Origin of the sequence: Mycolicibacterium parafortuitum (assembly GCF_002086815.1) — a bacterium.
Lineage (GTDB): Bacteria > Actinomycetota > Actinomycetes > Mycobacteriales > Mycobacteriaceae > Mycobacterium > Mycobacterium parafortuitum.
Genome location: NZ_MVID01000005.1, coordinates 186,661 through 209,030 on the forward strand (window position 1 = coordinate 186,661; position 22,370 = coordinate 209,030).

Sequence of the window (22,370 nt, forward strand, 5' to 3'; positions counted from 1 at the left end):
CGTCACGTGTGGTCGGTGGTGACCGCCAGGTCGTAGCCGGCCTTCACGTCGGCGGCCATCGCGTCGATCTTGCCCTGGGCCATCGCCACCGCATCCGAACCGAGCGGCTGGTGCAGCGGTCCCCGTCCTGTCACCGCGATCTCGATGATCGCCGCGGCACCCTTGACCGGGTCGCCGAGCTGGGTGCCCTGCATCTGCAGATGCTGTTCGGTCATCTCCCGCAGCGCCGGGTAGGCGTCCCCGGCGGCGGTGGGCAGTGCCAGCGAGTCGGTGGTCAGGAAGTCGGTACGGAAGTACCCGGGCTCGACGATCGTGACCTGGATGCCGAAATCGGCCAGCTCCTGGGCCAGCGCCTCGCTGAGCCCGTTGAGCGCGAACTTGCCCGCGCTGTAGAGGGCCCACCCCGGGAACGCGGTCACGCCGAGGATCGACGACACGTTCACGATGTGCCCGCTGCCCGCGGTGCGCAGGCGAGGGATGGCTGCCCGCAGCACATTCCAGACCCCGAACACCTGGATGTCGAACATCGCCCGGGCCTCGGCGTCGGTGGTCTCCTCGACAGCACCGATCAGTCCGTAGCCGGCGTTGTTGACCACGACGTCGAGATGGCCGAACTTCTCGGCGGTGTCCGCGACGGCCGCGCCGACCGAGGTGGGGTCGCCGAGGTCGACCTGCAGGGGCAGCAGCCGGGCGGTGTCGACGCCTGCCAGCGCGCCGAGCAGCCGGTCGGTCGAGCGGGTGGTCGCCGCGACGTTGTCGCCGCGCTGCAGCAGTTGGCGCACGAGTTCGAGGCCGAGGCCGCGGGAGGCGCCGGTGACGAACCAGGTGGCGGGACGGTCGGTGGGATAGGCCATGATGTCTCCTCGAAATGATGTGGCTCCGAACTCGTTTGAGAACGGCATGCACTCAGTCTGGAAGTCGCGAGCGCGCTGTGGGCCGCCATAACAGGGCCGCCTCGGCCTATGTGCGGGCAACCTAGGACTCGTTGTCCTACCCCCGTGCCGCGCGGTTCTGCGATGATGGCGGTCGTGGCGGACGTCAACCGCGAACTCGCGGATTTCCTGAAACGCGCTCGCGCCGCGGTCGATCCGGAGCGTGCGGGTCTGCCCGCCGACAGCCGGGTCCGCCGGGTGCCCGGGCTGCGCCGCGAGGAGGTCGCGCTGCTCGCCGGGGTGTCGACCGACTACTACACCCGGCTGGAACAGGGACGGCGGATCACCCCGTCGACGGCGGTGCTGGACGCGATCGCCCGCGCGCTGGATCTCGACGCCACCGGCCGCGCCCATCTCGGGCACCTGGTCGGCGCGCCGTCGCACCGGCGCGCGAAGTCCCGCCCGGTGCAGCGGGTGCGCCCAGGGCTGTACCAACTGCTGGACTCGCTGGACAACGCGCCGGCGACGATCCTGGGCCGGCACACCGACGTGCTGGCCAGTAACCGGGCCGCGCGCGTGCTGTTCGCCGATTTCGAGGCGATGCCGCCCGCCCAGCGCAATTACGCGCGGTGGATGTTCACCTCACCGCAGGCGCGGGAGTTGTTCGTGGACTGGGAGATCCAGGCGCGTTCGGCGGTGGAGAACCTGCGGCTGGACGTGGGTGGGGATCCGAACGATCCGGCGGCCGCCGCGCTGGTCGATGAATTGTCGTCAGCCAGCGAGGAATTCAGGACGTGGTGGTCCGAGCACCGGGTCTTCCAGCGCACTCACGGCACCAAGCGGTTGCGTCATCCCGTCGTCGGCGAACTGAGCGTCGACTTCGAGACGTTCACGATGCCCGGCGACGCCGAACAGACGCTGTTCGTGTACACCACCGAGCCGGGATCGCCGTCGCGCGATGCACTCACCCTGCTGTTGAGCTGGAGCTCCACCCGTCCCGTCGACGCGGGGTGATCACTGACCGGCGGCGACGAGTTCGCGCAGTTCGATCTCGGGGTTGTCCCGCTGCACCGTCTCCAGCCGCCACTTCGTCGAGAACACCGCCAGCATCACGCCGTCGGTGCGGGTGAAGACCTCCACCGCGGCCATCTTCTGCAGCGCCTCGGCGTCGGCGGGGTCGCAGATCCGCGCCACCGTGTACGGCAGCCCCTCCAGCTCGATCGGCGCGCTGAACTCGGTGGCCATCCGGTGGCTGGCCACCTCGAACTGCATCGGGCCGACCGCGGCCAGCACCGGGGCCTGGTCGCCGCGTCGGTCCGAGCGCAGCACCTGGACCACGCCTTCCTGGTCGAGCTGCTCGATGCCCTTGCGGAACTGCTTGTGCTTGCTGGGATCGGTGCCGCGCGCGACGGAGAAGTGTTCGGGCGAGAAGCTCGGGATCGGCGGGAATTCCACCGCGACGTCCTGGTAGAGAGTGTCGCCGGGCCGCAGCGCGTTCGCGTTGGCCAACCCGATCACGTCGCCCGGCCACGCGGTGTCCAGCGTCGAGCGTTCCCGGCCGAACACCGACTGCGCGTACTTGGTCACGAACGGTTTTCCGGTCGCGGCGTGAGTCAGCACGTCACCGCGTTCGAACGTGCCCGAGCACACCCGCGCGTACGCGATGCGGTCGCGGTGCGCGGAATCCATACCGGCCTGCACCTTGAACACGAACGCGCTGAACGGGGCGGTCGCGTCGCGGCGGTTGCCCTCGACGTCGAGCTGGCCGGCCGGTGCCGGCGCCAGCTGCGCGAGCACGTCGAGCAACTGGTTCACGCCGAAGTTCAGCGCCGCGGACGTGAACAGCACCGGGGTGGAGGTGCAGTCGAGGAAGCTCTGCGGGTCGAAGTCGGCGCCGTCGGCCTCCAGCAGCTCGCATTCCTCGACCGCGTTGTCCCAGTCCACACCGGCGGCGTCGTGCGCCCTGTCGGGGGCGATGTGCTCCTCGGGCGCGACGGTGGCGCCGCCCGCGGTGCGGGTGAAGCGGATGAACTTGCCGGTGCGCCGGTCCAGCACACCCTTGAAGTCGCCGGCGATGCCGACCGGCCACGTCAGCGGGGTCGGGCGCAGCCCGATCCGCTCCTGGATCTCGTCCATCAGCTCGAGGGCGTGCCGGCCCGGGCGGTCCCACTTGTTGATCACGGTGATGATCGGGATCTTCCGGTGCGCGCAGACCTGGAACAGCTTCAGGGTCTGCGGCTCCAGGCCCTTGGCCGCGTCGATGAGCATCACCGCGGAGTCGACGGCGGTCAGCACGCGGTAGGTGTCCTCGGAGAAGTCCGCGTGGCCCGGGGTGTCGAGCAGGTTGACCACGCAGGTGTCGCCCGTCTGCGTCTTGTACGGGAACTGCAGGGCCGTCGACGTGATCGAGATGCCGCGGGCCTTCTCCATCTCCATCCAGTCCGAGACGGTGGCGCGCCGGCCCTGCTTGCCGTGGATGGCGCCGGCCTCGGTGATCGCCTTGGCGTGGAGGACCAGGGCTTCGGTCAGGGTGGACTTGCCCGCGTCGGGGTGGCTGATGACGGCGAACGTTCTGCGGCGCTGTGCTTCGGACGAGACACGATCTGATCGCTTGGCCGCCGCGGTCGACGCATCGGCGGTGGTGTTGCTCATGATGACCCCGAGTTTATTGGCCGAGGTCACCAAACCGATAATCGCGACGGGTCAGGCCGCCGCGTCCAGCTCGCTCTTGGTCTCGTCGTCGAGGGTGATGTCGCGCACGGCGGTGTTCTCCTCCAGGTGCGCCACCGACGAAGTTCCCGGAATGAGAAGTACATTCGGCGCCACCGACAGCGTCCACGCCAGCGCGATCTGTGCCGGCGTGCGCCCCAGCTTCTGGGCCTCCCGGACCACCGCCGGGTGGTTGAGCACCGGGCTGTCCGGTACGAAGCCCGAGCCCAGCGGGAAGAACGGCACGAACGCGATCTCGTGTTCGCCGCACAGGTCCAGGACCGGCTGGGACGCTCGGTCCACCAGGTTGTACGCGTTCTGCACACAGACGATCTCGGTGTGCGTCAACGCGATTCGCAGGTGCTCGACGCCGATGTTGCTCAGCCCGATGCCGCCGATCAGGCCCTCGTCGCGGGCCGCGATCATCGCCGGGAGCTGACGGTCGAACAATTCGCGGTCGACGGGTCCGACCTCGCCGGGCTCTCCGGAGTGGATCCGCAGATTGACCGCGGCGAGCCGGTCGACCCCGAGTGTCCGCAGGTTCTCCTCGATGTCGGCGCGCAGCTCGTCGGGTTCCTGGGCCGGCAGCCAGTTGCCCGCCTCGTCGCGCCGCGCCCCCACCTTGCTGACCAGCGCCAGGTCCTCGGGGTACGGGTGCAACGCCTCGCGGATCAGTTCGTTGGCGACATTCGGTCCGTAGAACTGGGAGGTGTCGATGTGGTTGATGCCCAGCTCGACGGCGCGTGTGAGGACCGCGATGGCCTGGTCGTGGTCGCGCGGCGGACCGAAGACCCCGGGACCGGGCAGCTGCATGGCGCCGAAGCCGACGCGACCGACGGTGTACGAGCCGAGGGGGAACGTGTCCATAACTCTTGCTTACACGGATTCGGCGCGGTTTCTTCCCCTGTGGGTGACAAACCGCGCCGAATCCGCGTCGTCTAATCCTCTCCGAGGATGTTGTAAATCTCGCGGCGGGCGTTGTTGACCACATCGAGAATGCGTTGCTGCTGCTCAGCCGAGGCCGCGTGGGCCGACTGGGCGACCGCGCCCATCAGCTGGCCGGCCGCGTTGCGCAGCCCGACCGCGGCGGGATCGGCGCCTTCGGTGATCTCGTCCCACGGCGCGGTGGCGATCTCGTCGGCGGCGGCGCGGCCTTCGTCGGTCAGCTCGAAGAGCTTCTTGCTGCCGTCGGATTCGGTCGACACGAGCAGGCCTTCGTCGACGAGCAGCTGCAAGGTCGGGTACACCGAGCCGGGGCTGGGCTTCCACAGCTGCTGGCTGCGTGCGTGGATCTCCTGGATCATCTCGTAGCCGTGCATCGGCCGGTCGGTCAGCAGCTTCAGGATCGCGGCACGCACGTCGCCGCGCCTGCCGCGACCGCCGCCGCGGGGACCGCCTCGCCGGCCGCCGGGACCGAAGCCGAATCCGGGACCGAATCCGGGACCGAAGGTTCTGCCGCCGGGACCGAAGCCGCCGAAATCGGGACCGAAGCCGGCGTCGCCGCGGTGTCCGCGGACGTGCTCACGGAACTCGCGGCGAGCCTGCCGGCGCTGCTCGTGCAGGGCGCGTCGGTCGGCGGGGCCGAAGCCGAAGGCGCCGGGCTGGAAGGGGTTCTGCGGGGGAGGGAAGAACGTCATGTCTGTCGTCTTTCGTCAGGGAAGCACAAATCAGCTTCCGATACGTTGACGATATATCGGAAACTATCGCGATGCAACGATCTATTGCGACCGTTCGTCGATCCGGACGGCCACCCAGCGCGCCCACTCGGCCGTCATCGCCGCCTCTCTGAGCCCGAATTCCAAGGCCGCCCGGCCGTAGAAGTCGGTGTCGCTGGTGTCGTTCCAGGGCACCGCATCGCGCAGTGCCTCGTAGCGGGCAAGTGTCGATTCCGCGCGTGCGGCGACCGCCATCAGGTAGTCGCCGGCCTGCTCGGGTGTGACTTCACCGAGCAGGAACACCCGCAGCAGGGCCGCGCTGCGCAGCGGCGGATCGTGGTGGAAATCCAGCACCCAGTCGCGCAGCGCGTCGCGTCCGGCGGCGGTGATGCCGTACTCCTTGCGCCCGCGCGCCCCGACGGCGGTGACCTCGATCAGGCCCTCGTCGGCGAGCTTGTTGAGCTCCGAGTACAGCTGGCTCTGCGTCGCCGGCCACACATTGGCCATCGACACCTCGAACTGCTTCAACAGGTCGTAGCCGCTGGCGGGACGCCGGGCCAGCAGTCCGAGCGCAGCCATCCGAAGGCTCATGGCGGCATAGTACGGCCCCGATATTCCAGTTCTGGAACATCGGGGCCGTCTGCGGCCTGGATCAGCCCTCGACGAGCTCGGCGCCCTGGGGCAGACGCAGCGCGGTCAGCTTCCACGGGCCCCGGGTGGCGAACACGTGGTAGAGACCGAACGCGACGCCGCAGCCGATGAACCAGCTGTACTGCGCCGCGGTCGTCATGCCGGTCACGTATCCGCCGAGCAGCACCGGGATCACGGCCAGCAGCGCGCCGACGATCGTCGCCGCGACGGCTGCCGGGTTGTAGCCCTTGCGGTACCAGTAGTTGCCTGTCTCGGTCATCCGGAACAGGTCGTCGACGACGATCTTCTGCTTGCGGACCAGGTAGTAGTCACAGATCAGCACGCCGAACAGCGGACCGATGAACGCACCGAGCGTCTCCAGGGTGTAGTGGATGACCTCGGGGTTGCTGTAGAGGTTCCACGGCGTCAGCAGCACCGATCCGATCGCGGCGATCATGCCGCCCATCCGCCAGCTGATCTTCTGCGGGCTGACGTTGGAGAAGTCGAACGCCGGGCTGATGAAGTTGGCGACGATGTTGATGCCGATCGTCGCGATCGTGAACGTCAGCGCGCCCAGCACGATCGCGGTGGTGCTGTCGATGCGGGCGACGGTCTCCACCGGGTCGGTCAGCAGTTCACCGAACACCGGCACCGTCGCGGCCGCGGTGACCACCACGAGCAGCGAGAACACCAGGAAGTTCACCGGCAGCCCGAGGAAGTTGCCCTTCTTGACCGACTCGAAACTGCGGCCGTAGCGGGCGAAGTCGCCGAAGTTCAGCATCGGGCCGGAGAAGTACGACACCACCAGCGCGATCGCGCCGAGCATGATCGCCAGGGTGTTGCCCTGCTTCTCGCCGCCCAGGGTGAGGCTGACGTGCCAGCCCGACTTCCACAACAGGTAGCCGCACAGGATGAACATCACGACATAGACCGCGGGACCGCAGAAGTCGATGAACTTGCGGATCGATTCCATCCCGCGCCAGAACACGCAGGCCTGCAGCACCCACAGCAGCATGAAGCTGCACCAGCCCAGCAGCGACAGCCCGGTGAACCCGTACTGGTCGACGTCGGCGTACGGAGCCAGCCCGGGAAACAGCTTGAGCAGCACCACATCCAGCGCGGCGGAGGCGAGGTAGGTCTGGATGCCGTACCAGGCGACCGCGATCAGGCCACGGATGATCGCGGGGATGTTGGCGCCGAGCACGCCGAACGAACTGCGGCAGACCACCGGGTACGGCACCCCGGCCTGCTGGCTCGGTTTGGCGACCAGGTTGCAGAAGACGTTGACGATGACGATGCCGACCAGCAGCGCGATCAGCACCTGCCAGCTGGCCAGGCCGAGCGCGAACAGGCTGCCCGCGGTCACGTACCCGCCGACGCTGTGCACGTCCGACATCCAGAACGCGAAGATGTTGTACGAACTCCAGGACTGCTTGCCCAGCGGTGCGAGGTCCTCGTTGGTCAACCGTGGGTCGTAGTCGTCTTTGATGACACCCCCGCCGACCGGGTGTCCTGCGGCTTCGACGATGTCGTTGGCGCCGACCACGGCGCTGGGAGGCAGATCTCGGATGTCTGACATTGCTGCGCTTCCTGCCTGTGAACGGAGGGTCGTTTGCAGGGAAGCTAGTTACGGCGTGTTTCCTGACCGTTGCGCCGAGAATATATTTCTGGGTTACCGGTCGCCGAGTACCAGGCCGGTGTCGGTCGGCAGCGATTCGACGACGACGTTGAGGCGCCTGTTGTGGACCGCGGCGGCGGCGAGTAGCCCGTCGGCGTCGCCGGCGAGGAACGCGTCGAGCATCACCCGGTGGTCCTCGTGCAGCAGGACGCGCTGTTGCGGCTCGACATGCACCATCAGCTGCACGGGTTCGGTGATGTTCCAAGCGGATTCGAGCATGTGTACCAGTCGCAGCATCCGTGACGGTCGGCTCAGCGCCATGTGAAACTGCCTGCTGTGCCGGTGATAGGCCTGGGCGTCGTCGAATTTCAGTGCCTGCTGCAGGGTTTCGTGGACGTCGGCCAGGTGTGCGCGGTCGGATTCGGTGGCGTTGACGACCGCGGCCGCCATCGCCGCCGATTCCAGCGTCTCGCGGACCAGGTACATCTCGACGAGTTCGCTTGCGGTCAGCTGCGCGACGGCATAACCCGAGTTCTGCCGGTGCTGGACCAGTCCCTCGGCGGTGAGGGTCTTCAGGCTCTCCCGCACCGGGATGTGGCTGACGCCGAACATCTCGGCGACCTCGCCGACGGGGATCGGGGTTCCAGGCGGTACGGCGCCGTCGAGGATCACCCGGCGCAGCTCGTCGACGATGCTCACGGCGTCACGGCCGACCGCCGCCTTGAACAGCGCGGCGGAGTGTCGGCGATCCGGCATCCCGAGATCTTCCTCCTTCCGCGGGTGGCCGGCGACTCAAGAACATTCCACTATTGACATGTCACTAGTGGGGTGTCAGTGTGAGGTAACCGCGACAGGAGGTTCACGATGACCGACACCGCCCCGGATCAGACCGATCCCGCCCGGGAAATCTTCCAGGTCGGCAACTACGCGCCGGTTCCCGACGAACTCACCGCGACCGATCTGCCCGTCGAGGGCGCCATCCCGCCGGAGATCGACGGCTGGTACCTGCGGAACGGTCCGAACCCCCGCGAGGCCACCGGGCACTGGTTCACCGGCGACGGCATGATCCACGGCGTCCGCATCGAGAACGGCCGCGCGGCGTGGTACCGCAACCGCTGGGTGCGCACCGACAGCTTCATCGACCCGTTCCCGGTCTACAACGAGGACGGCACCCGGAACCTGCGCTCCAGCGTCGCGAACACCCACGTCGTCAACCATGCGGGGAAGACGCTGGCGCTCGTCGAATCGTCGCTGCCCTACGAGATCACCAACGACCTGGAGACCGTCGGCGCCTACGACTTCGGCGGCAAGCTCACCGACGCGATGACCGCGCATCCGAAGATCTGCCCGACCACCGGAGAGTTGCACTTCTTCGGGTACGGCAACATCTTCACCCCGCACGTCACCTATCACCGCGCAGATGCCAACGGCGAGTTGGTGATCGACCGACCGCTCGAGGTTCCGGCGTTGACGATGATGCACGACTTCGCGCTGACGCAGAACTACGTCGTGTTCATGGACCTGCCGATCGTGTTCAACTTCGACATCGCGATGCGCGGCGAAGGCGATATGCCGTACCGGTGGGACGACTCGTACGGTGCCCGGTTCGGGCTCCTGCGCCGCGACGATCCGTTCGGCGAGGTGCGCTGGTTCGACATCGACCCGTGCTACGTCTTCCACGTCGCCAACGCCTATGACGCCGGCTCCACGCTGGTGCTGCAGGCGGTGCGCTATCCCGAACTGTGGCGGGACAACGGCGGATTCGACGCCGAGGGGGTGATGTGGACGTGGCGGATCGACCTCGGCACCGGCGCGGTGAGCGAGGGCCCACTCGACGATCGCATCGTCGAGTTCCCCCGCATCGACGACCGGCTCGCGACCCTGCCCGCGCGCTACGCGGTGTCGGTCGGCGATGCGCGACTGATCCGTCACGACCTGACCACCGGCGCGGCCGAGGAACACGGATTCGGTACCTCGGAATCGCCGGGCGGGCCGGGGGAAGCGGTCTTCGTGCCGTCGTCGTCCGGTCCGGCCGACGAGAGCAGCGGGTGGTACGTCGCCTACGTCTACGATCCGGCGCGCGACGGCAGCGATCTGGTGATCATCGACGCATCCGATTTCACCAGTCCGCCGGTGGCGAGGATCAAACTGCCGCAACGGGTTCCATACGGGTTCCACGGCAACTGGATACCGGCCTAGCGGGACGGTCCGGTCAGGAGGGCGGGGCGAACCCGCCCGGGCCCGGCGGCATGGGCATCGGCGGGGGTGGCGGCGCGGTCCAGTGGGACGCCGCCGGGTTCTGCTGCAGCCGGTCGAGTTCGCGGCGGTGCCGCTCGGCCAGGACGGCGGCGAGCACCATCCCCGGGGGTGTCCCCGGCGGCGGTGGCGGCGAGATCCGTGACACCACGTCGGAGGTGATCCGGTAGGCCATCTGGTCACGCACCTGGGGATCCAACTGCGGTGCGCGGGCCAGGAATTGGCGCGCCATATCGGCCTGCGCCGGGGCCAGTCCGGAAAGCTGCAGCGTCGAGGCCCACCAGGCCAGCTGCGGCGGCATCGCCGGCGGCGGCGCCTGACGTGCGGCTCGTTCGCTGATCACCACGGTGCCGGCGAAGATGTCGCCGACGCGTTTGCCCTGCGGCGACAGCATGCTGCACAGCACGGCCGGGGCACCGGTCAGCATCCAGAGTTCGATCACCCCGGCCAGCGCGCGGAACAGCGCCTGCCGGAAGCGTTCAGGGCTACCGTCGTCGGACACCACCCGCAGGCCCAGCGCCATCTTGCCGAGCGTCCTGCCCCGGGTGGCGGTCTCGAAGATCGCCGGATACCCGACGATCGCGAGCACCGTGAAGATGATCAGCACCGCCGCGGAGAACGCCGGGTCCGTGTCGTTCAACGTCAGCGCCCACAGCAGCACCCCGGCGACGTAGAGCAGCGCGACGACGGTGACGTCGATCAGCGCCGACAGCACCCGTACCGGCAGCTGGGCGATCTGGATGTCGAGGACCACGGCGTCGCCGGTCACCACGGGTTGTTGCTGGCCGACCATAACTAGCCACGCTACTAAAGTCGCGGGAGTGGATGTCGATGCGTTTGTCCTGGCGAACCGGCCGACGTGGGACCGCCTCGAGTATCTGGTCAAGCGGAAACGGCATCTGACCGGCGCGGAGGTCGACGAATTGGTCGACCTGTACCAGCGGGTGTCGACGCACCTGTCGATCGTGCGGTCGTCGTCCTCGGACGCGGTGCTGGTCGGCAAGCTGTCCGGGCTCGTCGCGCGGGCGCGTGCCGTCGTCACCGGCGCCCACGCCCCGCTGTGGCGGGAGTTCGCCCGGTTCTGGACCGTGTCGTTCCCGGTGGTGGTGTTCCGCTCGTGGCGCTGGTGGGTGGCGTCCGGGGCGGCGTTCTACCTGGTTGCCGCTGTCGTCGCGGTGTGGGTGGCGCGCAATCCCGAGGTTCAGGCGGCGATCGGCACGCCCAGTGAGATCGCGCAGATCGTCAACCACGACTTCGCCGACTACTACAGCGAGCACCCGGCGTCGTCGTTCGCGCTGCAGGTCTGGGTGAACAACGCGTGGGTGGCCGCGCAGTGCATCACGATGGCGATCCTGCTGGGGATCCCGATCCCGTACATCCTGTTCCAGAACGCGGCCAACCTCGGGGTCAACGCCGGCCTGATGTTCGACGCCGGTCGCGGTGACATCTTTCTCGGGCTGATCACCCCGCACGGGCTCATCGAGCTGACGGCCGTGTTCGTCGCGGCCGGGGTCGGGATGCGGCTGGGCTGGTCGGTGATCGCGCCGGGGGACCGGCCGCGCAGCCAGGTGCTCGCCGAGCAGGGCCGCGCCGTCGTCTCGGTGGCGATCGGGCTGGTGGCGGTGCTGCTGGTGGCCGGTGCGATCGAAGGGTTCGTGACCCCATCCTCGTTGCCGACCGCGGCGCGCGTGACGATCGGCGTGCTGGCGCTGGCGGCGTTCATCGGCTACGTCGTGTACTTCGGGCGGCGCGCGGTCGCGGCGGGGGAGACCGGCGACATCGAGAACGCCCCGGACGTGCTGCCCACGGGGTAGGTCTTTCTCGCGAGCAGACACACACTCGCGCGACACGCTCGCGACACGCCGGACTTCGCGTCTGCTCAGCAGGCCAGGGCGGCGCGCTCCAGGTGATCGTTGAGGCGTGCGGCCATGCGGGCGGGATGGAGCCGGACGTCGGAGACGACGATCGGGACGACCGTCCACCCGCCGTGCTGGATTCCAGCGAGACGTCTCCTGTCCCTGAGCATCTCGGCCGGCCCCGAATGCCAATCGATACTTTCGTACTCCGCGGCCACCAGGTGCTCGGGCCAGGCGAAGTCGACGCGCCAGCTCCCGTCCGCCCCGTCGATGACGTACTGCAGCTCGGGACGGGGAACGCCGAAGTCGTGCATCACCAGCCGCGCCTCGCTCTCCATCGGGGACTCGGCGCGACCGTCGGCGATGCACAGCAGTTCGCGCACTCTGACGATGCCGCGGCGTCCGCGCTGCTCGTGCGCCGCGGCGTCCAATTCGGCGGGCGAGCAGAGCCCGGAGTGCAACACCGCGTCCAAGGTGGCCAGGGCACGCGGGCGGGTGAGCGTGCGCGCGACCTCGACAGCCGTCCACGCCGGTGTGGTGGCCAGGCGACCGTTGACGCGGCGCAGCGGAGCACCGACGCGCTGGTGCACCATCAGGCCGACGGTCGGGCGGACGCGCACGCCCGGATCGAGGATGTGGATCGCCGTCGTGGCTTCGGTGTCGAACTCGTAGAGCCTGGCCGCGGTGCCCATACAGGCGACGGCGCGCCGGCCGATGAAGGCATCGAGAGCAGCCAGCCTTCCCCAGTAATCGGGTTCGGCCATCGCGTACACCCCGTGCCACACGCGGACCAGCTCACCCCGGCGCACGAGCCCATCGAGCTGCTGACGCGAGATGGCCCCGAGGAGCGTGGCTGTCCTGGCATACCCGCCGGCGGCCCGCACGAGGTCCTCGACTGCTTTATGCACACCTGGATCGTCGCGCCGACGCACAGGCATGACGTGGCACCAGCTGCACCGGCTGGGGATGAAATCGGTTGTGGGGATGGGTCTCTGCTGCCGAGCAGACACAAACTCGCACGACACGCCCGCGACACGCCGGAGTTCGCGTCTGCTCGCGGAGAAAGGTGACCTACAGCCGGCCGGTGGCCTTCATCGCCAGGTAGTGGTCGGCGAGGTCCGGGGCGAGCTCGTCGGGCGGCGAGTCGACGACCTCGACGCCCATGCCGCGCAGCCGCGAGGCCACCGCGCGGCGATCGTTGCGGGCCCGCTCCGCGGCGGCGGCGTCGTAGACCTCGACGGCGTCGGCGCGGCCCGCGGCCAAGGTGTCCACCCGCGGGTCGGACACCGCGGCCACCAGCACCCGATGTTTGGCGGTCAACTGAGGCAGCACGCTGAGCAGCCCTTCGTCGATCGCCGACGCATTCAGGTCGGTCAGTAGCACCACCAGGGCGCTCCGCCGCACCCGCCGCTGCACCGCCGCGACCATCGCCCGCGCATCCGATTCGACCAGCGCGGGTTCCAGCGGCGCCATCGCCGAGACCAGCTTGGCCAGCAGTTCGGTCCGTGACGCGTTGACCACCGCCGCGCGTGTCTCCCGGTCATGTGCCAGCAGGTCGACGTGGTCACCGGCGCGGGCGGCCAACGCGGCCAGCAGCAGCGCGGCATCCATCGACCAGTCCAGCCGTGGCCAGCCGGTGGCGGGATTCGCGCCGGTCGGATCCACCCCGACCCGGCCGGCCGAGGTGCGCCCGGTGTCGAGCACGATCAGCACCCGCCGGTCCCGCTCGGGGCGCCAGGTGCGCACGACGACGTCGGCGCGCCGTGCAGTGGCGCGCCAGTCGATGGAGCGGACGTCATCGCCGACCACATACTCACGCAGCGAGTCGAATTCGGTGCCCTGACCGCGGATCAGCACCGGCGTCATGCCCTCCAGCTCGCGCAGCCGTGCCAGCCTCGACGGGAGATGCTTGCGCGACAGGAACGGCGGCAGGATCCGGATCTGCCACGGCACCCGGTGCGACGCCTGCCGCCCGGCCAGCCCGAGCGGCCCGACCGACCGCGCGGTGACCAGCGCCGAAACCTGATCCCCACGCCGCGCCGGCTGTAGCTCGGTGGCCACCTGGATGCGTTGTCCGCCGGCCAGATTCACCGGATGGATGCGCGGCTGCGCCCGCGCACTCGGTGCCCACGCGTCGCGGACCACCCCGCGGAACCGGGCGCGACCGGGATTCTCCACCGTCAGCTCCGCCACCACCGGTTGCCCCAGCCGCGCCGACGTCGGCCCGCTGCGCGTGAGCCGCAGCGCACGCGGGCTGCCCGCCAGCGCGACGTCGACGATCACCGCCACCGCCAGCAACAACGCCAGCACCCCGAAAACGACTGCGGGGGAAGGGGAGAGTACGACGGGTAGCGCGCACAGCAGTGCGATGAGCGCGGCCCGGCCGGTGAGAACCACAGCGGTCGGCTATCTCGGCACGGGCACCGCGGACAGGATGCCCTCGATCACGCCGTCGGTGCTGGCGCCCTCCAGCTCGGCCTCCGGCCGCAGCGCGACCCGGTGCCGCAACGTCGGGCGTGCCATCGCCTTGACGTCGTCGGGAGACACGTAACCCCGGCCGGACAACCACGCCCACGCACGCGCGGTCGACAGCAGCGCCGTCGCGCCGCGCGGGGACACCCCGAGCTGAAGCGACGGGGAATGCCTTGTCGCCCCGACGATGTCGACGATGTAGCCGAGCACCTCGTCGGCGACGAGGACCTGCCGGACGGCCTCGCGGCCCGCTGCGAGCTCGGCCGGTCCGGCCACCGGCTGGACGAAGCTGAGATCGCGGGGATCGAAGCCGCGGGCGTGCCGATGCAGGATCGCGATCTCCTGATCTCGCGGTGGCAGTGGCACATTGAGCTTGAGCAGGAACCGGTCCAGCTGCGCCTCGGGCAGCTGATAGGTGCCTTCGTATTCGATCGGGTTCTGGGTGGCCGCGACGATGAACGGGTCGGGCAGCGGGCGCGGCTGACCGTCGACGCTGACCTGCCGCTCCTCCATCGCCTCCAGCAGTGCCGCCTGGGTTTTCGGTGGGGTGCGGTTGATCTCGTCGGCGAGCATCAGATTGGTGAACACCGGGCCGGCGCGGAACTCGAACTCGGCGGTGCGGGCGTCGTAGACCAGAGATCCGGTCACGTCGCCGGGCATCAGATCCGGAGTGAACTGCACCCGCTTGAACTCCAGCTGCAGCGCCGCGGCGAGGGTGCGCACCAGCAAGGTCTTCGCCACGCCGGGCACGCCTTCGAGGAGCACGTGGCCGCGGCACAGCAGGGCGACCACCAGGCCGCTGACGACCGCGTCCTGGCCGACGACGACCTTCGCGATCTCGGCGCGCAGCGCCATCAGCGCGGCGCGGGCGTCCTCGTGCGGGGAGGGCTGTGTCACGACTGTGCGACCTGCCTTTCGATGTCGTCGAGTGCACGTGCGAGGTTCACCAGTTCGGTGTCGTCGGCCGGTGCGGGTCCGTACAGACTATGGGCGACGGCCTGAGGATCCAGGCCGCACCGGTCGGCCACGGCCTGGGTGATCGCCGCAGGCGATGCCGCGTGGTTGAGGCCGAGCCGGGGCAGAAGCCGTTGCCGTGTCGCGGTGCGCAGCGCCTCGGCCGCGACGTCGCGAGCGCGCCGGGACCGGTACAGCCGGCCGCGGCCTTCCACGGTCTCCGATGCGCGCACCACCACCGGCAGCTGCTCGGCGACCAGCGGTCCGACCCGCCGGCCCCGCCACCAGGCCAGCAGCACGACGGCCAGCGCCAGCTGCAGCACAAGCCAATACACCTGCCGCGGAATGAGATCGGGCAGCGCCGCGCCACCGGGCGCACCGTCGCTCTCGCTGAACTGCGGGGCGAACCAGATCATCCGAGGATGCGTACCGGCGAGGTTCATCGCCAGGGCAGCGTTACCCTCTTGCAGCAGTTGGGAATTCGTCACGAACCCATCACTGCCGACCACCGTGACGGTGCGGCCGTCGTCGGTGTAGCGCGCCAGCGCGCCGTCGTAGCAGCGGGTCACCCGAACCGGGCCTGTCGCGTCGTAGGTCTCGGCGATCCCGAACTGCACGGTGCCCGCACGGGTCGCCTCGCGCAGATCACACCCCGGCCGCAGCCCCGCGTACTCGGTCACGTCGTCGCGGCGCAGCCGCGGCGCCAACGCCTCGCGGGTGCGCCCGATCGGTGCGATCAGCAGGCGGTCTCCCGGTACGTCGGCGAGGCGGTCGAGCAGATCCTCGTCGAACAGGTGGAAGGTCTGGGCGGCCACCAGCAGGGTGTCCTCGCGCGCCTCACGTTCGACGTCGGCGATGGAGGCGGCCTCCACGACCGTGACGCCGCGCTCGCGCAGCAGCGCGATCAGTGCGTGGGTGCCGTCGGCGGATGTCGACCCGGGATCGAGCGGACCGCCGCTGCGGGGCGAGGTCAAGAGCGTGCTCAGCACCGCCACGGCGGCGATCGCGGCCAGCGCGAGCAGCACCCAGCGCAGAACGCGCCACCGTTCGGTCAGGGTCGACCCGACCACCGTCTGGGTGCTCACCGCACCTCGGCCCACGGCAGGTGCACGTCGCCGTACCCGGCCCCCGACGACGCGGGCGTGTGCTTGGCCAGTCCGTCGTCGAGCCCGGTGATCATCCCGTACTGATCCTCGGTCGCCGGCCGCTCGCCGTAGGTGACGTCGTTGAACACCTCGGCAGCGGTGTGCAGGTCAGCGGCCAGCGCGGGTAACGCGCCGCCGGCGGTGCGGGCCAGCTCGGTCGCGGTGCGCCCGGGCACCGGCTGCACCACCCCGGTGTCCTCCAGTTGCCGGGCGATGGCCCGCAGCCGGTGGCGGATCGCCGGAGCCCAATCCCCGGCCGCGGCATGGCGTTCCGCGGTGGCCCGGTGTTCTGCCGCGCTCAGCACGTGATCATCGAACAGGGCGAGGGTGTCGCCGCGACTGCTGCGCATCGCCCGGCGCGCGATGCGGACCGCGATGACGACCGCGGCGACGATCAGCACCGCCAGCACGGTGATGGTCAGCCAGCCGCCGGGCATCTCCGACGCGCCGGCGGTGAGCCGGTAGAGCAGCCTCTCGAACCATTCCGAGAGCACGTCCATCACCGACGGCTTCGGATAGATCGGTTTCGAGAGCTCTGCCTGCGCGGCATCGTGGGCCGCGTCGCGGTCGATGTCGATTGTCGACACGTCAGCGGGTCAGCCAGAGGTCGTCGGTGGACTCGGCCGGGGCGTACGGGCCGGCCGCCGCGCCGGTCTGCAGCACCAGATCGAACGCCTCCGCACGGATCCGGCGGTCGGTGTACTGCAGCACCGCCACGCCGGCGGTGAACGGGCCGGTGATGATCTGGCCGATCGCGCCGCCGATCGCCAGCAACACCAGCGACAGCACGAACGTCGCGTCGGACGGCGACAGCGACACCGCGAACTGCCCGCCCAGGGTGAACGGGATCGACACCGCGGTGGCGATGAACTGCGCGACGATGTAGGCCAGCAGCCAGATCCCGAACACCCGCCAGAAGTCGGCCTTGATCAGGGAGAACGAGCGCTTGACCGCGGTGATGAGGTCGCGGCGCTCCAGCACGATGATGACCGGCGCGAAGGTCAGCATCACCGACAGCCACACTCCGGCCATGACCGAGACGATGACCAGCGGGATCGCCACCGCGACCGCGACGACCCCGTTGAGCACCACCGCGGCGCCGCCGATGATCAGTCCGACGAGTGCGATCCACAGCAGGAACGCCAGCATCTTGAGCGCGGTGAACCCGATCAGCGCCCAGATCCGGGGCTTGAGCCGCCGCCAGGCCTCCCCGATGGTGATGTGCGCCCCGAACACCGAGCGGCCGATCACCACCGTCAGCAGACCACTGAGCACCGTCATCGACAGCGTGGTGGTCACGGCGCCGGCCAGGCTCGACGCGATCCAACTGACGATGACCTCGGCCGACGCGGCGTCGGTCTCGAACGCGTCGGCGAACTGGCCGCCGAACGTGAACGGCCACAGCGACAGCAGCAGCGCGATGATCTGGGTCGCGATCACCACGATCGCCGTCAGGCCCAGCGTGGCCTTGGGATTGGTGCGCACGTAGGCGACGGCGCCGTTGAAGATGTCCGACAGGGTCAGCGGCCGCAGCGGCACCACCCCGGGCTTGAGCACGGGCGGGCCGTACGGCGGCGGGTACCCGGGCGTCCCGGCCGCGGGCGGGTAGCCCGGGGATTGCCAGTTCGGCGGGGGAGCGCCGTATCCAGGCGGGGGGTAGCCCGGATATCCGGGTGGCGCATATCCGGGCGGTGGATAACCCGCGGGCGCCGCGCCAGGGGGCGGTGGCCCCGGCGGGCCGTAAGCGCCCCCGTTGTAGGTCATGATCACCATCCTGTCGATCACCGGCGAAATTGACAACGTCGCCGGTCACGAGGACGTCGCCGGTCAAGAGATCGTCGCATCCCGCTGGTCGTAGACCCCGCTAGTCGTAGACGATGACCGCCCGGCCCAGGATGTCGCCGCGCGCGATCGCCTCGAGGGTGTCGTTGACGTCGTCGAAACGCACCCGGGTGACCGAATGGGTGATCTGGCCGGCCCGAGCCAGTGCCAACACCTCGGTCAGGTCGTTGTAGTTGCCCCAGAATGAGCCGTAATAGGTGTATTCGCGTGCCACCAAAGGAAACAGCGGGATGTCGACACGGTTGCCGATGAGGCCGACTGATGCGACGGCGCCCTCGGCGGCCAGCAGGGAGAACGCGAGACGGATCGACTCCGCGGAGCCGGCACAGTCGATGACCGCATCCAGTTCGGCTCTGCCGGTGGCGGATTCGAGCTCGACACGAACGGTGTCGGTGTCCTTGTCCCGGACGTTGACGACGTGGTCGGCGCCGTTGTCGGCGGCGATCTTGAGCTTCTCGTCGCTGCGCGCGAATGCGACCACAGTGGCACCGCCGCCGAGCAGCTTCGCGTATTGCACCGCGTAGCTGCCCAAGCCGCCGATCCCCGACACCGCGACCGTGCGGCCCGGACCCAGATGACCGGCGTTGCGCAGCTTCTTCAGCCCCCGGTACGGCGTCAAACCGGCATCGGTCAGTGGCGCCAGGGTCTCCGGCGAGAGCCCGCCGCGGCCCGGCATCTTGATCAGGTAGCGGTAGTCGACCGGCATGTACTCCTGGTACCCGCCGTGCCTGCCGAACCCGGCCCACACCCCGTGCGCGCAGAGCTGCTCGTTGCCCTCATGGCACTGGCGGCACGCACCGTCACCCCAGCTGCCGAACACCACCTGGTCGCCTTCGGCCAACCGCGCCGATTTCGGCACCGCCGATCCGATCCCGTCGACCCACCCGGCCACCTCGTGACCCGGAGTGATCGGGAAGTCCATCGACAGGCCGGTGTCGAAATAGCCATCGACGAGTTGAAAGTCGGTGCGGCACATGCCCGCGCCGCCGACCCGCACGAGTACCTCCTCCGGACCCGGGGTTGGCACATCGATCTCTTCGAGACGCAGGGGCTGCTTGTAGCCGTACATGCGTGCTGCCCGCATTTTCATGGGCTTCTCCTCGTCGACCAAGATCATTGTCGCGGATCGGACGCGCCGCGCGCAGGACAGTGCCGAAAGTCGTGCCCTCGAATTTCGCGCCGGATCCGCCGGCTGTTTCGGGTACCGGAGCGCGGGTAACCGTCGCGCATGACCCGTTTCGGCTACACCCTGATGACCGAGCAGAGCGGACCCAAAGACCTTGTCCGCTATGCGGTATCGGCAGAACAGGTCGGTTTCGACTTCGAGGTGTCCAGCGACCACTACTTCCCGTGGCTGGCCTCGCAGGGCCACGCGCCCTACGCGTGGTCGGTGCTCGGCGCGGTCGCGCACGCCACCGAGCGCGTCGAGTTGATGACCTATGTGACCTGCCCGACGGTGCGCTACCACCCGGCGATCGTCGCGCAGAAGGCCGCCACGCTGCAGATCCTCGCCGACGGCCGGTTCACCCTCGGGGTGGGCAGCGGCGAGAACCTGAACGAGCACGTCGTCGGCGAGGGCTGGCCGACGATCGCCCGACGCCAGGACATGCTCAAGGAGGCCATCCAGATCATCCGCGAGCTGCAGTCGGGGGAGATCGTCGACTGGAAGGGCGAGTACTACGAGGTCGACTCCGCCCGGCTGTGGGATGTGCCCGAGGTGCCGCTGTCCATCGCGGCGGCGGTGTCCGGTGAGCGGTCCGTGGAACGTTTCGCGCCGCTGGCCGACCACCTGATCGCCGTGCAGCCCGACAAGAGCCTCGTCGACTCCTGGCACGAGGCGCGGCGGGGCACCGGTCTGCCCGGCCATGCGCGGGTGATCGGCCAGATCCCGATCTGCTGGGATCCCGACCGCGACGCCGCGATCGACCGCGCGCACGACCAGTTCCGCTGGTTCGCCGGCGGCTGGGCGGTCAACTCCGACCTGCCCACCACCGCGGGTTTCGACGGCGCCACGCAGTTCGTCCGCAAGGAGGACGTCGCCGAATCCATCCCGTGCGGCCCCGACCTGGATGCGATCGTCGACGCGGTGCGCGAATACTGGGAGGCGGGCTTCACCGACATCGCGCTGATCCAGGTCGGCGGCGACACCCAGGACAGGTTCCTCGCCGAGGCAGCAGCGCCGCTGCTCGAGCTGCTCCGGTCCGCGTCCCACTGAGAGGTTTTCGATGACCCGAGGTCAAGGTATCTACGACGACGAAGAAGGCTCTGCGGCGTCCACGTCCGCCAAGTCCTCCAGCACGGAGAAGGACCCCGACAAGGACACCCCGGACGTCGACAAAGACGCCGGCGAGCCCACCGCCTAACGCGCCGCCACCGGATCGCCCCGGCGTTTGGTCTCCAGCCGGTGCCAGGTCCACCAGAACAGCAGCGCCGAGAAGATCGAACCGGCCGCGGCCACCCACTGCGCACTCAGGAACAGCGCCCATTCGACGTTGTCGTCGATGCTGCGGTGCAGTGCCGCCACCAGCGCCGTTCCGCCGAGCGCCAGGCAGAGCACGCCCACCGCGGCCACCGCGGCGACGAACACGGTGCGCAGCGTGAACCGGGCCGCGCCCGGTGACACGACCGCCCGGAGGCGGCCGGTGCGGGCCAGGAAATGCGAAGCGGCACAGGCGACGACGAGCGTCACCGCATCGGCGGCCAGGGTGTCCGACAATCGGTGCCATTGGGCGATCACGGTGTAGGCGCCGATCCCGACGGCCCAGGTGAGCGCGAAGAACATCGCGACGCCGCGGAACCGGTACGGCATCACGATCAGCGTTGCGAACAGCACCGACATCGCCGCGGTGGTGTGGCCGCTGGGCAGCGTGTTCTCCAGGTACTGGTGGGTGTTCAGCAGTTCTGGGCGCTGCAGCACAACGTATTTGAGGAACTGTGTGACTGCCTGACTGCCGAGGATGACGGCCATCGCGGCCACCGCGAGATGGACCTGTCGGCGCAGCAGACCGATCGCCCCGACCAGCACGGTGGCCAGCGCGAGCGACGAATAGGTGATCGTGCTCAGCGCCTTGCTGGCGGCCAGATACGCCCGTGGACCGACCTGGTCGGCCCCGTTGAGCGCGGCGTTCTCGATCGCCTGCCCCGTCGTGGTGCGCACGGCGAGCAGGTACACCGCGACGAAGAACAGCGATGCGCAGATCGCGATGACGGTCCAGCGGTGACGGGCATGGCGGAGCCGTGTTTCATCGGCGTAGGAGAGGTCGGTCTGCACGAGAGCAGAATCCTCTCATGCCATCTCGGGTGCGGCAGCCCGGCGGTGCGGGTTACGCGGCGTCCTTATCGGCTCCGGTGCCATCGGCCGGGGCGGCGTCGTTATCCGAGTCGGTATCCTGATCGGGCGCCTGTGGGGTGGCGATGGCTGAACCGCGCACCCGGTGCGGCTTGCCGGAGGTGCGCGGCGCAGCATCGGATTCGGCGGTGTCCGCGTCGTCGGTCGCGATGTTCTCGTCGACGGGCGTGTCCTCGTCGTCGTGCGTGGCCTCGTCGTCGCGGGGGATGTCGTCACCGGTGGTCTCGCCGACCACTGTGTCGACGGCGGTGACCGTGATGGCGGCGGCGTCGGGATCCGGCAGGTCGCCGACCTGCGCAGGTGTGTCGCGCGGCGGGATCGCGGCGGCCATGTCCTGGTCCAGGCTGATGCCGACTGCGATCGGCCCCGGCGGAACGTCGTCCGACAGCGGGCTCAGCAGCCCCGGGAGATCCTCCAGGATCCCGACCGACGCACCCTGTACGCCGTTGAGGACGCCGTCGACGATCCGGCCCGGGATGTTGAGCACGGCGTATGTGGCGCCGATCACATCGAGCTTGGTGAGCGCCTCGAACACCTCTCCGACGGCGCGTCCGGTGGCGACCAGGCCCGCCAACACCGGGCTGACCGCGATGAGGAAGAAGCCCTCGACGGCGAACGGCTGGTTCAGCAGCGCGGTCAGATGGGACAACGCGGCGCCCCCGCCGCGGAACGGTTCGAGCACCACATCGGTGGCCGCCGCGACCAACGCGGCGTAGTCACCGGCACCGAGCGCTGCGACGGCATCGGCCACGGCCGACGCCTGGTTCTGCAGGATCGCCCTGGTGATCGGGAACGGGTCGTCGAAGTATTGCCGGGCGACGGATGACGCGTTGCTGAGCGACTGCTGAAAGACCTCCTGGTACAGCTGCAGCGGACTGGGCACCGCCGTCAACCGGACCGCCTGCGCAGTCGCCGTAGCGGTCGGCGAGGTGACCGGATGTACTGGCATTACCGCAATCGCACTCGCGCCGAGCACCGCGACCCCCGCGGTGACACAAGACCGCACGCCCAC

At 69.3% G+C, this 22,370-nt stretch carries 22 protein-coding genes; 5 read left to right on the forward strand and 17 right to left on the reverse strand.

What is annotated here, in order from left to right; translation table 11 throughout:
• Nucleotides 1–2 precede the first annotated feature (2 nt).
• On the reverse strand, nt 3–854 hold the full coding sequence (locus BST38_RS09085; protein ID WP_083142942.1) for an SDR family oxidoreductase: 852 nt from the start codon (nt 852–854) through the stop codon (nt 3–5).
• Nucleotides 855–1,019: 165 nt separating this feature from the next.
• Between BST38_RS09085 and BST38_RS09090 the strand changes: the two genes are divergently transcribed.
• Complete coding sequence (locus BST38_RS09090) at nt 1,020–1,886, forward strand: helix-turn-helix domain-containing protein (RefSeq protein WP_237160711.1); 867 nt, start codon at nt 1,020–1,022, stop codon at nt 1,884–1,886.
• Here the strand turns inward: BST38_RS09090 and BST38_RS09095 are convergent, their stop codons facing one another.
• The 6 genes from BST38_RS09095 to BST38_RS09120 form a co-directional block, all read right to left on the reverse strand.
• Nucleotides 1,887–3,524, reverse strand: a complete 1,638-nt coding sequence (locus tag BST38_RS09095; RefSeq protein WP_181791962.1) for a peptide chain release factor 3 — start codon at nt 3,522–3,524, stop codon at nt 1,887–1,889.
• 51 nt (nt 3,525–3,575) lie between these two features.
• Complete coding sequence (locus BST38_RS09100; RefSeq protein WP_083142944.1) at nt 3,576–4,448, reverse strand: oxidoreductase; 873 nt, start codon at nt 4,446–4,448, stop codon at nt 3,576–3,578.
• A gap of 71 nt (nt 4,449–4,519) precedes the next feature.
• Nucleotides 4,520–5,218: a PadR family transcriptional regulator gene (locus tag BST38_RS09105; protein ID WP_083142945.1), complete on the reverse strand. Its 699-nt coding sequence runs from the start codon at nt 5,216–5,218 to the stop codon at nt 4,520–4,522.
• Between the two features lie 81 nt (nt 5,219–5,299).
• Nucleotides 5,300–5,827, reverse strand: coding sequence for a PadR family transcriptional regulator (locus tag BST38_RS09110; protein ID WP_110781699.1), 528 nt, complete (start codon nt 5,825–5,827; stop codon nt 5,300–5,302).
• A 61-nt stretch (nt 5,828–5,888) separates the two neighbouring features.
• The gene (locus tag BST38_RS09115) at nt 5,889–7,445 is read right to left on the reverse strand and encodes an NCS1 family nucleobase:cation symporter-1 (protein ID WP_083142947.1); all 1,557 of its coding nucleotides are present in this window, start codon (nt 7,443–7,445) and stop codon (nt 5,889–5,891) included.
• Nucleotides 7,446–7,538: 93 nt separating this feature from the next.
• Nucleotides 7,539–8,240, reverse strand: a complete 702-nt coding sequence (locus BST38_RS09120) for a GntR family transcriptional regulator (RefSeq protein ID WP_083142948.1) — start codon at nt 8,238–8,240, stop codon at nt 7,539–7,541.
• Nucleotides 8,241–8,348: 108 nt separating this feature from the next.
• On the opposite strand from BST38_RS09120, the gene BST38_RS09125 reads away from it, so the two are divergent.
• A complete protein-coding gene (locus BST38_RS09125; RefSeq protein WP_083142949.1) occupies nt 8,349–9,683 on the forward strand; it encodes a carotenoid oxygenase family protein in 1,335 nt (444 codons plus the stop codon).
• A gap of 13 nt (nt 9,684–9,696) precedes the next feature.
• Here BST38_RS09125 and BST38_RS09130 read toward each other — a convergent pair whose 3' ends face one another.
• Complete coding sequence (locus tag BST38_RS09130) at nt 9,697–10,533, reverse strand: RDD family protein (protein WP_083142950.1); 837 nt, start codon at nt 10,531–10,533, stop codon at nt 9,697–9,699.
• Between the two features lie 28 nt (nt 10,534–10,561).
• Here BST38_RS09130 and BST38_RS09135 point away from each other — a divergent pair, with 28 nt between their 5' ends.
• On the forward strand, nt 10,562–11,554 hold the full coding sequence (locus BST38_RS09135) for a stage II sporulation protein M (RefSeq protein ID WP_083142951.1): 993 nt from the start codon (nt 10,562–10,564) through the stop codon (nt 11,552–11,554).
• A 65-nt stretch (nt 11,555–11,619) separates the two neighbouring features.
• Here BST38_RS09135 and BST38_RS09140 read toward each other — a convergent pair whose 3' ends face one another.
• The 7 genes from BST38_RS09140 to BST38_RS09170 form a co-directional block, all read right to left on the reverse strand.
• Complete coding sequence (locus BST38_RS09140) at nt 11,620–12,504, reverse strand: type IV toxin-antitoxin system AbiEi family antitoxin domain-containing protein (protein ID WP_083143007.1); 885 nt, start codon at nt 12,502–12,504, stop codon at nt 11,620–11,622.
• 163 nt (nt 12,505–12,667) lie between these two features.
• Nucleotides 12,668–13,993 carry a DUF58 domain-containing protein gene (locus BST38_RS09145; RefSeq protein WP_083142952.1) on the reverse strand — a complete coding sequence of 442 codons (1,326 nt, stop codon included), beginning with the start codon at nt 13,991–13,993 and terminating at the stop codon, nt 12,668–12,670.
• A gap of 9 nt (nt 13,994–14,002) precedes the next feature.
• Nucleotides 14,003–14,923: an AAA family ATPase gene (locus tag BST38_RS09150; RefSeq protein ID WP_420872558.1), complete on the reverse strand. Its 921-nt coding sequence runs from the start codon at nt 14,921–14,923 to the stop codon at nt 14,003–14,005.
• Between the two features lie 38 nt (nt 14,924–14,961).
• On the reverse strand, nt 14,962–16,107 hold the full coding sequence (locus BST38_RS09155; protein ID WP_083143008.1) for a DUF4350 domain-containing protein: 1,146 nt from the start codon (nt 16,105–16,107) through the stop codon (nt 14,962–14,964).
• Nucleotides 16,104–16,754 carry a DUF4129 domain-containing protein gene (locus BST38_RS09160; protein ID WP_083142954.1) on the reverse strand — a complete coding sequence of 217 codons (651 nt, stop codon included), beginning with the start codon at nt 16,752–16,754 and terminating at the stop codon, nt 16,104–16,106. Before BST38_RS09160 ends, BST38_RS09155 begins: the two co-directional genes overlap by 4 nt.
• 1 nt (nt 16,755) lies before the next feature.
• Complete coding sequence (locus BST38_RS09165) at nt 16,756–17,931, reverse strand: glycerophosphodiester phosphodiesterase family protein (protein ID WP_181791960.1); 1,176 nt, start codon at nt 17,929–17,931, stop codon at nt 16,756–16,758.
• A 100-nt stretch (nt 17,932–18,031) separates the two neighbouring features.
• Nucleotides 18,032–19,099, reverse strand: a complete 1,068-nt coding sequence (locus tag BST38_RS09170; RefSeq protein ID WP_083143009.1) for an NAD(P)-dependent alcohol dehydrogenase — start codon at nt 19,097–19,099, stop codon at nt 18,032–18,034.
• 138 nt (nt 19,100–19,237) lie between these two features.
• On the opposite strand from BST38_RS09170, the gene BST38_RS09175 reads away from it, so the two are divergent.
• Nucleotides 19,238–20,224, forward strand: a complete 987-nt coding sequence (locus tag BST38_RS09175; protein WP_083142956.1) for an LLM class F420-dependent oxidoreductase — start codon at nt 19,238–19,240, stop codon at nt 20,222–20,224.
• A 10-nt stretch (nt 20,225–20,234) separates the two neighbouring features.
• Nucleotides 20,235–20,372 (forward strand): hypothetical protein, encoded by a 138-nt coding sequence (locus BST38_RS29340; RefSeq protein WP_165761568.1) that lies wholly within the window; start codon nt 20,235–20,237, stop codon nt 20,370–20,372.
• Here BST38_RS29340 and BST38_RS09180 read toward each other — a convergent pair.
• Both BST38_RS09180 and BST38_RS09185 read right to left on the reverse strand, forming a co-directional pair.
• Nucleotides 20,369–21,280, reverse strand: coding sequence for a phosphatase PAP2 family protein (locus BST38_RS09180; RefSeq protein ID WP_083142957.1), 912 nt, complete (start codon nt 21,278–21,280; stop codon nt 20,369–20,371). The genes BST38_RS29340 and BST38_RS09180 overlap by 4 nt on opposite strands.
• Nucleotides 21,281–21,332: 52 nt before the next feature.
• Nucleotides 21,333–22,307, reverse strand: a complete 975-nt coding sequence (locus tag BST38_RS09185; RefSeq protein WP_133057216.1) for a hypothetical protein — start codon at nt 22,305–22,307, stop codon at nt 21,333–21,335.
• Nucleotides 22,308–22,370 lie beyond the last annotated feature (63 nt).